The sequence below is a fragment of the Rhizobium sp. NPDC090279 genome (assembly GCF_044769665.1).
GTDB lineage: Bacteria > Pseudomonadota > Alphaproteobacteria > Rhizobiales > Rhizobiaceae > Rhizobium.
In genome coordinates this window covers 53001-66372 of sequence record NZ_JBIVYI010000006.1, presented here as the reverse complement: position 1 = coordinate 66372, position 13372 = coordinate 53001, and the positions used below count along the sequence as shown (strand labels likewise).

General features: G+C 60.2%; 12 protein-coding genes. 7 read left to right on the top strand and 5 right to left on the bottom strand.

Annotation, left to right across the window (positions count from 1 at the left end; genetic code table 11):
- Nucleotides 1-7 precede the first annotated feature (7 nt).
- The 5 genes from ACIQWP_RS16075 to ACIQWP_RS16055 form a co-directional block, all read right to left on the bottom strand.
- Nucleotides 8-1093 carry a lactonase family protein gene (locus ACIQWP_RS16075; protein WP_402788874.1) on the bottom strand — a complete coding sequence of 362 codons (1086 nt, stop codon included), beginning with the start codon at nt 1091-1093 and terminating at the stop codon, nt 8-10.
- A 65-nt stretch (nt 1094-1158) separates the two neighbouring features.
- Complete coding sequence (gene kdgD, locus ACIQWP_RS16070) at nt 1159-2061, bottom strand: 5-dehydro-4-deoxyglucarate dehydratase (protein ID WP_402788872.1); 903 nt, start codon at nt 2059-2061, stop codon at nt 1159-1161.
- Nucleotides 2062-2107: 46 nt separating this feature from the next.
- A complete protein-coding gene (locus tag ACIQWP_RS16065; protein WP_402788870.1) occupies nt 2108-3076 on the bottom strand; it encodes a mannonate dehydratase in 969 nt (322 codons plus the stop codon).
- A 63-nt stretch (nt 3077-3139) separates the two neighbouring features.
- Nucleotides 3140-3856 (bottom strand): FadR/GntR family transcriptional regulator, encoded by a 717-nt coding sequence (locus ACIQWP_RS16060; RefSeq protein WP_402788868.1) that lies wholly within the window; start codon nt 3854-3856, stop codon nt 3140-3142.
- A 123-nt stretch (nt 3857-3979) separates the two neighbouring features.
- Complete coding sequence (locus tag ACIQWP_RS16055; RefSeq protein WP_402788866.1) at nt 3980-4564, bottom strand: NADPH-dependent FMN reductase; 585 nt, start codon at nt 4562-4564, stop codon at nt 3980-3982.
- Nucleotides 4565-4977: 413 nt separating this feature from the next.
- Between ACIQWP_RS16055 and ACIQWP_RS16050 the strand changes: the two genes are divergently transcribed.
- The 7 genes from ACIQWP_RS16050 to ACIQWP_RS16020 all read left to right on the top strand — a co-directional run bounded on the left by ACIQWP_RS16050 (nt 4978) and on the right by ACIQWP_RS16020 (nt 13333).
- Entirely contained in the window at nt 4978-6456 is a 1479-nt protein-coding gene (locus tag ACIQWP_RS16050) for a sugar ABC transporter ATP-binding protein (RefSeq protein ID WP_402789872.1), read from the top strand.
- A gap of 55 nt (nt 6457-6511) precedes the next feature.
- Nucleotides 6512-7516: an ABC transporter permease gene (locus tag ACIQWP_RS16045; RefSeq protein ID WP_402788864.1), complete on the top strand. Its 1005-nt coding sequence runs from the start codon at nt 6512-6514 to the stop codon at nt 7514-7516.
- An 84-nt stretch (nt 7517-7600) separates the two neighbouring features.
- On the top strand, nt 7601-8590 hold the full coding sequence (locus tag ACIQWP_RS16040; RefSeq protein WP_402788862.1) for a substrate-binding domain-containing protein: 990 nt from the start codon (nt 7601-7603) through the stop codon (nt 8588-8590).
- Nucleotides 8591-8651: 61 nt separating this feature from the next.
- A complete protein-coding gene (locus ACIQWP_RS16035) occupies nt 8652-9425 on the top strand; it encodes an SDR family oxidoreductase (protein WP_402788860.1) in 774 nt (257 codons plus the stop codon).
- 33 nt (nt 9426-9458) lie between these two features.
- Nucleotides 9459-10451, top strand: a complete 993-nt coding sequence (locus ACIQWP_RS16030) for a dihydroxyacetone kinase subunit DhaK (RefSeq protein WP_402788858.1) — start codon at nt 9459-9461, stop codon at nt 10449-10451.
- 13 nt (nt 10452-10464) lie between these two features.
- Nucleotides 10465-11106 carry a dihydroxyacetone kinase subunit DhaL gene (gene dhaL, locus ACIQWP_RS16025; RefSeq protein WP_402788856.1) on the top strand — a complete coding sequence of 214 codons (642 nt, stop codon included), beginning with the start codon at nt 10465-10467 and terminating at the stop codon, nt 11104-11106.
- Nucleotides 11107-11236: 130 nt separating this feature from the next.
- Nucleotides 11237-13333, top strand: coding sequence for a bifunctional sugar-binding transcriptional regulator/dihydroxyacetone kinase subunit DhaK (locus ACIQWP_RS16020; protein WP_402788854.1), 2097 nt, complete (start codon nt 11237-11239; stop codon nt 13331-13333).
- Nucleotides 13334-13372: the final 39 nt, after the last annotated feature.

The following is a 13372-nucleotide window of genomic DNA, read 5'->3' as shown; positions in this document are numbered from 1 at the left end:
CCGCGGCTCAAGGAAATGTCACGATCTCGATCCAGTTCGCGCCGGCATTGACCGGATATCGGCCCAGCAGCCCGAGGCCACCATCCGCCTGGTCGATGGCATAGACCGAAAGCCTGTCGGATTTCTCCCCGGACGCGACGAGAAACCGGCCCGATGGATCGATGCGGATACCGCGCGGCTGCTGCTCGGTCGGATAATTCGTGACATAGACGAGTCTTCCATTGTCTGCGCCCACATGGAAAAGCGCGATCCGACTGGTGGTTCTCTCCGTCGTATAGAGAAATTTGCCATCCGGCGTGATGGCGATATCCGCGGCCCAGACCTTTGGCTTGTCGTCGTCCGCCTGTGCTGCCGTCGGCGCGACGCCTGGTGAAAGCCTCGCGTTCTCCGGAACGGAAGCGACGCTTTCGATCTCGCTCAATGTGCCGTTGGTAGCATCGAGCGCATAGTGGATGACATGCCCGGTCAGTTCCGTCAGCACGTAAACGGCCCTGTTATCGGGCGAGACGACGATGTGGCGCGGACCAAAGCCAGGGCCGGTCAAGACCTGCGTCGGATCGTTCGCCTTCAGTATCCCGGTCTCGGGATCGAGAATGAACTGCTGTACGGCATCGGAACCGAGATTGGCGGCAAAGACATATTTGCCTGTCCGATCGCTGACGATCGAATGGGCGTTGCGTCCGGTTGCGATCACCTGTTGGGCCTGTCCGTTGACCAGCCCGTTCTTGCCGATGAGCAGGACGGCGATCTTGTTGCCGCCATAGGAAGCCGCAAACAGAAGCCCGCCGGTCGGATCGAGGGAAATATAGGCCATGTTGTCGGGCAGGCCGGTGACGGCCTCCTGCCTCAACTTGCCGGTAGCCGGGTCGATCGCCAGCGTCAGCACCCGATACGGCTGCGAGCGGATGACGGCATAGAGATGCCGCCTGTCGGGACTGATAGCCATCGGCATGACCATCTGACCGACATCCGCGCTGGATACCTGCGTGAGCGCGCCTGTCGTCCCGTCCATGCCATATATGTCGATCGTTCCGGCAACCGCCGCCGAGACGTAGACGAATGTGCGCGGCGCGCTGAAAGAAGACTGAACCACGGGTCACCCTGTCCAAGCATCGAGGCCGGCTTGACCGGCGATCACGCCGATTCTTCTAGCAGATATTATCCGGCTGCCGCGATGATCTTTTCCAGGGCCGCCATTTCCTCTGTCGTGAGATCGGTCAGCGGCGGCCTGACCGGTCCGGGATCGCGGCCGAGGATACGCAGGCCCGCCTTGATGATCGAAACCGCGTAGCCTTTCTTGCGATTGCGCAGCGCTACCAGCGGAAAGAAGAAGGTCTTCAGAATATGGTCAACCGTCGCCTGATCTTGCGTGCGAAGCGCCGTATAGAAACGCTGCGCCAGGGTCGGGACGAAGTTGAAAACCGCCGACGAATAAGTGGTGACGCCGGCGGCGAAATAGGCCTGTGCGTAGACTTCATGTGTCGGCATGCCGCCGACATAGACAAGACGATCCTTGAGCGTCGTGGTGATCTCGATCACCTTGTCGACGTCGCCGACGCCATCCTTGTAGCCGATAAGGTTGGGGCAGTCGTCGGCGAGCCGCGCGATGCTATCGGCGCTGAGCACGGCATTGTCGCGATTATAGACGATGACCCCGATCCCGACGGATTGGCAGACCGCCTTGACATGGGCAATCAGGCCCGCCTGCTCGGCGAACATGAGATAGGGAGGCAGAAGCAGCAGGCCGTCCGCCCCGGCCTTTTCAGCCGCTTGGGCGATGTCGATGGCGAGCGACGTGCCATAGCCCGTTCCCGAGATGATCGGCGTATTGCCCGCGGATGCCTTTGCGGCGCGAACCACCTGGGGCACTTCGGCGGGATTGAGAGAGAAGAACTCGCCCGTGCCGCCGGCCGCAAAAAGGACCGCGGCTCCATAGCCCGCCAGCCATTCGATGTGGGTTCGATACTGAGCCTCGTCGAAAGTCAGATCCGGACCGAAATGGGTGACGGGAAACGACAGCAGTCCGCTGCCAACTGCCTTCTTCAATTCATTCGGGTTCATGACGACATCCTCTTCTCAATCGATTGGGCCGCGAGAGTTCAAAGCGCTATTTCAGGGTCTGAAGCAGAGCGGCGATATAGCCGTAGCAAAAGGCGAAGGCGACGCCGGTCGGATCTCGGCCGCTGACCGTCGGCACATGGTCGGGCATCAGCATGTATCGATAACCGACCTCCTTATAGATCCGGGCCGAGCGCGCCATGTCCATGTCGCCTTCCTCCGGGAAGGTTTCCATGAAGGACAGCTTGCCGCCCCTGATGTTGCGGAAATGGACGTTGAAGATCTTGCCGCGCGTGCCGAACCAGCGGATGACGTCGTCGATCTCGTCGCGCGGATTGTCGAGCATTTCGCCGATCGATCCCTGGCAGAAGTTCAGCCCGTGATAGGGGCTTTCGCGCATCAGAACGAACTTCTTCAAACCTTCCACCGAGCCGAGGACGCGGGTGACGCCGCGGTAACCGGGCGGCGTATAGGGGTCGTGCGGATGGCAGGCGAGACGGACGCGATTGCTTTCCGCCACAGGAACGACGCGTTCCAGGAAATAATCGATCCGCTCCCAGTTTTCGTCTTCCGACAAGACGCCGGCAAGGCCAGGGGCAGCCTGCTGGTCTGCCTTGTTCCAGCGGAAACTCGCATTCAACGAGCCTCCTCTGCCCGGCTCATCCGGCGTGCGCGGAATGCCGATGAGATTGAGATTATATTTCGCGGAGGGAATGCCGACCGCCGCTGCATCCTCGATGAGCTTGCAGACCGCGTCGATCTGGCGATCACGGTCCGGCCCCGCGAGCAGGATGTCGGGATAGGACGCCTTCTCGATCGGCTGGGACGGCAAGGGAAGCTGGATCATGTCCAGAATCAATCCGAAACTCTCGACCTTGTCGCGGTGCCGCTCAAGGTCGGACTGCGTCCAGCTTTCCGGCCTCCCCGGCGGATCGGCGCAGATGTGCTTCACCCCCAGTTGCGCGAAAACGCGATAGTCGTCGTCATCGCGTGCTTCAACCTGCGTTCCCAAATACACGCCTGCACCTCCCTTGAGAGTCGTATCATATGACATAATATGACTATGGTGCCATGTCGAGCATTATTGCGGCTGCAGATCGGCCAGGAGGCGATAACGGCGCTGGCTCGCCATCAGGTGCGCACGCATCGCCTGCCGCGCACGTTCGGCATCCTGCTCGGCAATCCCGGCCAGAATCTCCGCATGTTCGGCGTGAACCCTTTCCAGATAGACGCGATCATTGGCCTCGGGCAGTGTCGGAAACTGTCCGCGCGGAATGGTGCGAGAGCCGAAATGCCGGAGCACGTCCACATAGAAGCGGTTGTTGGTGGCGACGGCGACGGCCAGGTGGAATTCGTAATCCGCCTCGACGGTCGACAGCCCCTGCTCTATCAAGGATGCCATTTTGCGATTGGCGGTGGCGATGGCCGATTCCTGCTCGGCGGTTCTGCGATAGGCGGCGATCGCAGCCGCCTCCCCTTCCGTTGCCATTCGGAATTCCAGCAATTCGAGCGTCTCGGGGATGCTTCTGATCTCGACAGGCGTGAGCATCAGGCCGGAACGGGCCGTCACATCCGAAACGAACACGCCCTTGCCTTGTATCGGCTCGACCAGGCCGGCGGCGCGCAGATCGGCGATCGCCTCGCGCACGACCGTCCGGCTGACGTCGAAGGCGGCTTCGAGCTGCGGCTCTGTCGGCAATTGGTCGCCAGTCCGCAGCTTGCCGGTCTCGATCTGCATACGCAATTGGTCGATGACCCTCTGCGCCAGCCTTTGCCGCGTCCGGGCGTTTATCGTCATTGCCAATCCCCGATACCGTTGCCGCTGCTCAATCGCACTTGTCTTTCACAGGCGGCATTAAGTCATAATATGACATAGTTTTAACATGAGGCGGGTCGATTGCAATCGGGACGGACCACGCGATCAGATTTCCCAGTCGGACCTGTATGCTCTGGAATTCAATCTCGATGATAGCTCCAGCTTGACCTCGATCGTTTTTCGCAACCTTGCCGCAAGAGTGTCGGAGAGGATGGTGCCGTCGATCCAGTCCCTTTCCGTGGCGTAAACCACATAGGGATTGATCACGCATTTGAAATCGAGCATCAGCGACATGGCCAGACTTCCATACGCCATGTAGCTGTGCGGGAGCCCACCGGAGCAGATGAAAGTGACCAGCTGATCGAACCATGCTGATTTTCGACCTTCCGCACCTGTCGCGCCGGTGAGTTCGATGAGGCTTTTGGCGGCGCTACCCACCGACCAATTATAAATGGGCAAAGCAAGCAACACGCCATCCGCATTGCGAATTGCACGATACAGCCTGTCGTATGAAGGATGCTCATAACAGTTCGAGTTGTCGAATGCCGGCAATTCAAGATCCTGGAGGTCGATAAACTCGACCTCGCACCGCTTCTCCTGCAACAGCCTCTCCGCCTCACGGGCAATCCGGCGGCTGCGGCTTTGCGGGTCCAGGCTGCACGACAAAATGGTGATTTTCGATGGATGCATCTCTGTCTCGCTCTGGCGCCAGTGACATCGGTCGGGATGCGCTGCACGCAGCAATTAAGCGGATTGGTTACGCTTGCAACCAACTTTTTTCTGCACGATCGCGGCCCTCTGCACAAGGGACTTACACCGCCACACTATCGGAACGGCATTTCTAAACCTGCTCATCCTTAGTGACATGCGTTGAGCTTCAACGTATTTATAATAATAATTACAATTACTTAATCATATTTTCTAAAGCCGGATTTAAGCCATATCTCTCACGGCCATCGACACGCGACACCGCAACCGCACGAATTCAAGGTAACCATATTGACATTTGTCGAAAGCACCTCGAATATTGTCAATATTGGTGCTGGGCAATGACTGACGCTGTCGTCAGAGCTCGTTCCGGCATCGGGAGTGCGGAGGGGAAAGTGGAATTCCTGCTTGAAGTAGAGGGGCTAAAGAAGTCCTTTGGCGGCGTCGCTGCATTGCGCGACGGGCGCTTTCAGCTGCGCCCCGGTTCCGTGCATGCCTTGTGCGGAGGCAACGGCGCCGGCAAGTCGACTTTCCTCAAGATCCTGATGGGAATTCACAAGCGCGATGCCGGCTCCATTCTCCGCCGCGGCAAGGAGGCCGATTATGCAAGTCCGGCCGAAGCTCTGGCGGCCGGTATCGCCATCATCGAGCAGGAACTGAGCCCCATCCCGCACATGACCGTTGCCGAGAACATCTATCTCGGTCGCGAGCCTTCCGCCCGTTTCGGCGGCATCGATTTCAAGACGATGAACCGCAATGCCCAGGCGCTGCTCGACCGGCTCCAGTTCAACATTCGCGCCACGCAATTCATGATGAACCTTTCGGTCGCCCAGGTTCAGCTGGTCGAAATCGCCAAGGCGCTCAGCCATGATGCCGAAGTGATCTTCATGGATGAGCCCACCTCGGCTATCGGCGAGAAGGAAGCGCAGCAGCTGTTTGCGACAATCGAGCGGCTGAAGGCCGGGGGCAAAGGCGTCGTCTACGTCTCGCACCGGCTATCGGAAATCTTCCAGATCGCCGATTCCTACACGGCATTCCGCGACGGCTCCTATGTCGGTAGCGGCGCGCTTTCCGATATCGATCGGCCCGGCCTCATCCGCATGATCGTCGGCCGCGAGCTTGGCGAGGAATACATCAAGACCAACGTTCCGACGACGGCCCCCGGACTGGAAGTCGCCGGCCTGACGGCGGAAGGCAAGGTCAGCGATATCTCGTTTACCGCTCACAAAGGCGAGATTTTCGGCATCTACGGCCTGATGGGATCGGGTCGGACCGAAATCTTCAACTGCATCTTCGGTCTCGACAGCGTCAATAGCGGCGAGATCAAGCTCGGCGGCGCGCCCATCGTTGTGCGCAAGCCGGCCGAAGCCATGCAGCACGGCATTGCCTTCGTCACGGAAGATCGCAAGCTGACGGGGCTCAATCTGATCGACAGCGTGCGCAATAACATCTGCCTGGCGAGCCTGCCCGAAATGAGCCCGCGCTTCTCGATGGATCGTCGGGCCGAAGCCGGCGCGAGCCAGGATATGATCAAACACTTCGGCATTAAGGCCGCGCGCGACAGCATGCCCGTGTCGGGTCTTTCGGGCGGCAACCAGCAGAAGGTCGTGCTCGGCAAGTGGTTTCTGCGCAAGCCGAAGGTGCTGCTTCTCGACGAACCGACGCGCGGCGTCGATGTCGGCGCCAAGCGCGAAATCTATCGCATCATCTGCGACTTCGCCGCCGAAGGCGGTACCGTCATCATGATCTCATCGGAAATAGACGAGGTTCTCGGCATGTCCGACCGCATCCTGGTGATGCGCCAGGGGCGTTCCGCAGGAATTCTCACGAGGGAGGAGGCCGACGCGCAATCGCTCGTGCATCTGTCGACCTGAATGCGACAAAGCGCGAAGCCCAAAAGAACGCGTCCGGCAACAAGAGGTATTTGCAATGACCGCCACTGACAACAACCAGTCCAATTCATGGTTCGGCTCGGACCGGCGCCGATTGATCATTCAGGAATACGGGATCTTTCTCGCCTTCCTGCTGCTCGCCATCGTCCTCTCATTCTCGAATGAGTACTTCCTGACGGCGGGCAACATCTCCAACGTGCTACTGCAAACCTCGATCAACGGCGTGCTGGCGATCGGCATGACATTTGTCATCCTCACGCGCGGCATCGACCTCTCCGTCGGTTCCGTGGTTGCCTTGACCGGCATCGTCAGTGCCAGCTTCGCAACGACCTCGGCGACGGCAGGCATCGTCGGCGCGCCCTACCCGCCCTATGTGGCGCTGGCAGTCGGTTTGCTGGTCGGCGTCGCCTGCGGTGCCTTGGTCGGCCTCATCGTCTCGCGTTTTGCCGTCCCCGCCTTCGTCGCAACGCTCGGCATGCTTTCCGCTGCGCGCGGCCTGACGCTGATCTACGGCGGCGGCAAGCCGGTTCCGGCTCTGACACCCGATTTCCGCTGGATTGGCACAGGCAGCGTCCTGTCGATCCCGATGCCCGTCATCCTGTTGGCCATCGTCTTTGCGATCGCATGGTGGGTTCTCAATCGCACGCGTTTCGGCCGTTACATTTATGCCGTCGGGGGCAATCCGCACGCCGCCACCACCTCGGGTATCAATGTCAGCAAGCTGCGCTTTCTCGTTTACGTGATCTCTGGCGGTCTTTCCGGATTGGCCGGCATGCTCCTCGCTGCCCGCACCGGCTCGGCTCTGCCTCAGGCGGGTATCGCCTATGAACTCGACGCCATCGCGGCTGTCGTTATCGGCGGCACCAGTCTTTCGGGCGGCGTCGGCCGCATCACCGGCACGCTAATCGGCGCATTGATCATCGGTGTCATGAACAACGGCCTCGATCTCATGGGTATCCAGTCCTACTACCAGCAGGTCCTCAAGGGCGCGCTCATCGTCGGCGCCGTCATGCTCGATCAGAAGAGAAATCTGGGCGGCTGAGCCCAAAGAAATCTGGGTGTTCGCACTCGGAAACCAAACGGCACGCCACGACGGCCGCCGGACTTTCAACGGAGGAGAATTATAATGAAGAAATTATTGATTGCCCTTGCAGCGGCCACTGCGCTTCTGGCCTCGCCGTCCCTCGCCCAGGACAAGAAACTGAAGATCGGCGCGGCGCCTTATGGCCTCAATGCCGAGTTCATGCAGATCTGGTCCGCAGCGCTGAAGGAACATCCGGCCGTCAAGAACGGCGATGTCGATCTGACCATCTTCGACGGCCGCTATGACGCGCTCGTCCAGCAGGAACAGATCAACACGATGATCACGCAGAAGTTCGACGCGATCATCTTCGCGCCGATCGATATCGAAGCCGCAGCAACCGCCGTGCAAGCCGCCCATGACGCCGGCATCCCGGTCATCGGCTCTAATACCCGCGTGGATTCCGATCTGCTGACGTCCTATGTCGGCTCCGACGATACGGTCTCCGGCTACATGGAAGCCAAGACCGTGCTCGACAAGATCGGCTGCAAGGGCAATGTCGTCATCCTCGAAGGACCGGTCGGCCAGTCCGCCCAGATCTCGCGCCTGCAGGGCAACAAAAAAGCGCTTGCCGAGTGCCCGAATGTGAAGGTGCTGGAAGACCAGACCGCCAATTGGTCGCGCGCCGAAGCCCAGACGCTGATGGAAAATTGGCTGACCTCGCATCCAGGCCAGATCAACGGCGTCATCGGCCAGAATGATGAAATGGCGCTTGGCGCGATCGAGGCGATCAAGTCCGCAAAGCTCAACGTCAAGGACTTCGCCATTGCCGGCATCGATGGCATCACCGATGCGCTCCATGCCGTCAAGCAAGGCACGATGACCTCGATCCTGCAGGACGCGAGCGCACAGGCCCAGGGCGCACTCGATCTTGCGATCTTTGCCGCCAAGAAGGGCAACTACAAGCCGGAATCCAAGATTTGGGAACAGTATCCTGCCATGCCGTTCAACGACGGCAAGGACAAGAACTACAACGTTCCGTGGACCCCGGTAACGGCCGAGAACGTCGACAAGCTGCTCGAAACCCGCAAGTGAGATCAATGAGGCGGGGCGAACTGTCGCCCCGCCTCACCCCGAAGACAGAGGTTTGAAAAAGATGACCGAGACATCTCCAGACATTGATTTGAATTTCCCGCTGTCAGGCAAGACAGCTCTTGTTACCGGCGGTGGCTCCGGCATCGGCGCCGCGGTCGCGGCGGCGTTCGCCTCCAAGGGCGCAAAGGTCGCCGTGCTCGATATCAATGTCGATATGGTGAAGACCAAGGCAGCCGAAATCGGCGGCGGCGCTGAAGCATTCGTCTGCGATGTCTCCGATCCGACTTCTGTGAACAAGGCCGTCAGCGATGTGGTGTCGCAGTTCGGCGGCATCGACATCGCCGTCAACAGCGCCGGCGTCGTCTTCCTGGCCCCTGCCGAGGATCTGCCGCTCGACTACTGGAACAAGACGATCGATATCAACCTGAAGGGTACGTTCCTGGTCACGCAGGCCGTCGGTCGCGCCATGATCGCCGCCGGCAAGGGCGGCAAGATCGTCAACCTCGCTTCCCAGGCAGGCACCGTCGCCATCGAGGAACATGTCGCCTATTGCGCCTCGAAGTTCGGCGTCATCGGCATGTCCAAGACCTTTGCCGCCGAATGGGGCAAGCACGGCATCAACGTCAACACCATTTCCCCGACCATCGTCCTGACCGAACTCGGCAAGAAGGCCTGGGCCGGCGAAAAGGGCGAAGCCGCGAAGAAGCGCATCCCCACCGGCCGCTTCGCCTTCCCGCAGGAGATCGCAGCCGCGGCTGTTTTCCTCTCGTCTGCTGGCGCAGACATGATCAACGGCGCCGATCTTCTGATCGATGGCGGCTACACAATTCTTTGAGCGCAAGCGCTCGGCAATTCGACAGGAGAGACCATGCAGCGGTTCATCAACAACCCCGATGAAGTCGTTGAAGACACTGTAAAAGGCTTCATCAAGGCACATTCGGATATCGTCCGCTTGGCCGAAAACCCACGCGTGGTCGTCGCCAAGGATGCGCCCCATACCGGAAAGGTTGGCGTCATCACCGGCGGCGGTTCGGGTCACGAGCCGGCCTTCATCGGCTACACCGGCAAGAACATGCTGGATGCGGTCGCAGTCGGCGAGCTCTTCTCGTCTCCGACGGCCAAGAGCTTCCATGACGCCATTCGCGAGGCCAATGGCGGCCGTGGCGTTATCTGCCTTTACGGCAACTATGCCGGCGACAACATGAACGTGAAGATGGCGACGAAACTCGCCGCAAAGGACGGCATCGAAGTCGCCACCGTCGTTGCCAACGACGATGTCTGCTCGGCACCGCTGGAAGAACGCGAGAAGCGTCGCGGCGTGGCGGGCGAAATCTTCATGTGGAAGGTCGGCGGCGCCAAGGCTGCGACAGGCGCGAGCCTTGAAGAAGTGCGCGTCGCCGCGCAGAAGGCTATCGACAATTGCCGCTCCGTCGGCATCGGCCTCGGTCCCTGCACCTTGCCCGCCGTCGGTCATCCGAATTTCCAGATCGAGCCGGGCACGATGGAAGTCGGCATCGGCCATCACGGCGAGCCCGGCGTTCGCGTCGAGCCGCTGAAGTCGGCCGCGGAGATTGCCGAAGACATGTGCCAGATCGTGCTCGACGATCACAATCTGGCGACCGGAACGGAGGTTGCCGTCATCGTGTCCGGCCTTGGGGCGACTCCGGTCAACGAGCTTTACATCCTCAACGATACGATCGAGGCGAAGATCTCCGAACGGGGCCTGAAGATCTACAAGACCTATATCGGCAACTATTTCACGTCGCTTGAAATGGTTGGCGCAACGCTGACCGTGATGGCACTCGACGACGAGCTGAAAGAGCTTCTGGACGTCGAAGTTCAATGCACGACGCTGCTCTGAGGGGGACGCAAACATGCAGACGTTCAACAATGCAACGGCGGGCGATATCGTCGTTGTCATGGCTGACCGCATCATCGAGAACCGGGCCTATCTCAGCGAAATCGACGGCAAGATCGGTGACGGCGACCACGGCGTGAACATGGCCAAGGGCTTCGGCATGGCCTCGGAGCGTCTGAAGGGCAAGAACCAGTCGCTATCGGCTTCGCTCGATACGCTCGGCACTGTCCTGATGACGGAGATCGGTGGCTCCATGGGCCCGCTCTATGGCGTGATGTTCACCGAAATTGCCGAGAAGCTCGAAGGCATCGACGCGATCGACAGCGCCGCCTATAGCCGGGCGCTGCATGCGGGACTCGAAGGCATCCAATCGATCGGCTCAGCCAAACTGGGCGACAAAACACTGCTGGATACGCTAATTCCGGCAATCGAAGCCTTCGACGCTGTTGATGCCGCGGGCAAATCCTTCGCTGAAGCGCTCAATGCGTTGATCGCGGCAGCCGAGGCCGGTCGTGACTCGACACTCAATCTCGTGGCCAAGATCGGCCGCGCCAGCCGATTGGGTGAGCGCTCGCTCGGCGTTCTGGACGCCGGTGCAACCTCGTGCGCGATCATTTTGAAGGAGCTTTCCCTCGGCGCTCGCGCACGGCTGCGATAACAGGGTTCTCCCAAGGCTGCGCGATCCTGTGCTCCACCACGGGGTCGCGCGCCGCCCCGCTCGAAGAAGCATTTGCAAACATGCGTCATTGCTTTCATGTTCGGGCGGAAAAAGGGAATTGTGAATCGTCATGACAGGCAAGGCATCTTCGGTCGGCAAGAATAGCGCAAGCAAGGCGGGCGTGGCGGACGCAACCGACGCCATGCCGCTGCGCTATGGCGACGACCCTTATGTCTGGGCCTGTTGGCTCTATTATGAAGACGGCAAGACCCAGGGCGATATCGCCGAAATCATGGGGATTTCGCGGGCGACGGTGAACAGCTATCTGGCCGATGCCCGCAGCCGCGGCATCGTCAATATTTCCCTTGAGCCATCCCGCCTGAGCTCTTTGTCCATTGCGCAGGAACTCAAGCGCCATTTCGGCCTCAATGACTGTCTCGTCGTGCCGAGCGACGACGGCTCGCGACCACTGATCGATCGCCTCGGCACGGCCGGTGCCCAGGCCATTGCCAGGCTCCTAAAATCCGGCGACACGCTTGCCGTCGCCTGGGGTCGCACGGTTCTCGCGGTTGCCGAGCAGGCCAATGTAGCGAACCTGCAGGATGTCACCATCGTTCAGGCGACCGGTGGCACAAGGGCGCGCTTTGCCTATACGCCGGAACTCTGCGCGGCCGCATTCGCGAATGCGACAGGCGGCAAGCTCATCAATATCACGGCGCCGGCCATCGTCTCCGCGCCGGAGGTTCGGGAGATCCTGCTCCGCGAGCCGCTGGTCGAGGATCAGTTTGCGACGCTCTCCAAAGCCAACAAGGCGGTCTTCGGCATCGCCTCGTTGCGGCCGAACTCCACAATCCATAGCAGCGGCTTCTTCGAATCCGTGTCGCTGCAGGATTATCTGGCCAAGAACGCCGTCGGTGTTCTGGCCGGTCGTTTCATCGATGCCAAGGGCCAGCGGGTAGCAGGGCCGCTTGACGATCGCACCGTCGGCATATCCCTCGACATGCTGAAATCGATCGGTCTGCGGATTGCCGTTGCCGGCGGCTTCGACAAGGTGCCGGCCATTCTCGCCGCCTTGCGCGGCGGCTACATCAACGTACTGATTACCGACGCGGCCACGGGACGCGGCATTCTCAATGCGGACGGCGTTACCGAATTCGATCAGAAATCCCAACAGCGTCCGAGAACGGATAGCAGTGTCGCGCTGCCCAGCAGCTACCGGACCCACATCAAGAAATTCCTCAACAATCCCGATGATGTTGTCGACGAGATGCTCGAGGGCATCGTCAAGGCGCATGCCTCGCATATCGTGCCGATCAGGGGATCGAACCGGGCGCTGGTGGCAAGCAATGGCCCGCGGCCCGGCAAGGTCGGCTTGGTCATCGGCGGCGGCACAGGCCATGAGCCCGGTTTTCTCGGCTATGTCGGCAAGGGCCTGGCCGATGCCGTTGCCATCGGCAATATCTTCTCGTCGCCCCCGCCGACACCGATCCTCGAATGTACGAAGGCTGCCTCCGGCGGAAAAGGTGTTCTCTACATCTATGGCAATTATGCCGGCGACGTCATGAACTTCGAAATGGCCGCCGAGATGGCGCAGGAGCAGCAGATCGAAGTCCGCACGATCCTCACGACCGACGACATCGCATCATCGCCCATCGAAGACCGCGAGGGCCGGCGCGGCGTTGCCGGCAATTTCTTCATCTTCAAGATTGCGGGCGCCGCCTGCGACAGGGGCCTGTCGCTCGACGCCTGCGAGGCGATTGCACGCAAGGCGAATGACCGCACCTTCACCATGGGGGTTGCGCTCGAACCTTGTTCGCTGCCACAGACCAGGCGCCACAATTTTGAGATCGGCCCTGACGATATCGAGTTCGGCATGGGCATTCACGGCGAGCGAGGCGTTACCCGCGAGAAAATGATGACTGCCGACGAGATCACCGACCGTGTCATGGACCGGATCTTTTCGGAAATGAAGCCTGTTGCAGGCGATCGGGTCGCCGTGTTGATCAACTCCTTCGGCGCGACGCCGTTGATGGAGCTCTACATCCTGTTCCGCCGCGTCGAGCGGAGGTTGAGCGCCAAGGACATCAAGATCGAGGCGAATTGGGTGGGGCATTATTGCACATCGCTCGACATGGTCGGCGCTTCCATATCTATCCTGCATCTCGATCAGGAACTGACAGACATGCTGTACCATCCGTGCGACGCCTTCGCCTTGAAGGTCGGATGAACCTATAAGAATGCGCCCAGCCACAGTAGGAATGGCCGG

Coding starts and splice junctions, on each gene's coding strand:
- ACIQWP_RS16060 (WP_402788868.1), bottom strand. CDS start 3,856: ATGACGATAAACGCCCGGACGCGGCAAAGGCTGGCGCAGAGGGTCATC.
- kdgD (WP_402788872.1), bottom strand. CDS start 2,061: ATGAACCCGAATGAATTGAAGAAGGCAGTTGGCAGCGGACTGCTGTCG.
- ACIQWP_RS16045 (WP_402788864.1), top strand. CDS start 6,512: ATGACCGCCACTGACAACAACCAGTCCAATTCATGGTTCGGCTCGGAC.
- ACIQWP_RS16040 (WP_402788862.1), top strand. CDS start 7,601: ATGAAGAAATTATTGATTGCCCTTGCAGCGGCCACTGCGCTTCTGGCC.
- ACIQWP_RS16055 (WP_402788866.1), bottom strand. CDS start 4,564: ATGCATCCATCGAAAATCACCATTTTGTCGTGCAGCCTGGACCCGCAA.
- ACIQWP_RS16030 (WP_402788858.1), top strand. CDS start 9,459: ATGCAGCGGTTCATCAACAACCCCGATGAAGTCGTTGAAGACACTGTA.
- ACIQWP_RS16020 (WP_402788854.1), top strand. CDS start 11,237: ATGACAGGCAAGGCATCTTCGGTCGGCAAGAATAGCGCAAGCAAGGCG.
- dhaL (WP_402788856.1), top strand. CDS start 10,465: ATGCAGACGTTCAACAATGCAACGGCGGGCGATATCGTCGTTGTCATG.
- ACIQWP_RS16035 (WP_402788860.1), top strand. CDS start 8,652: ATGACCGAGACATCTCCAGACATTGATTTGAATTTCCCGCTGTCAGGC.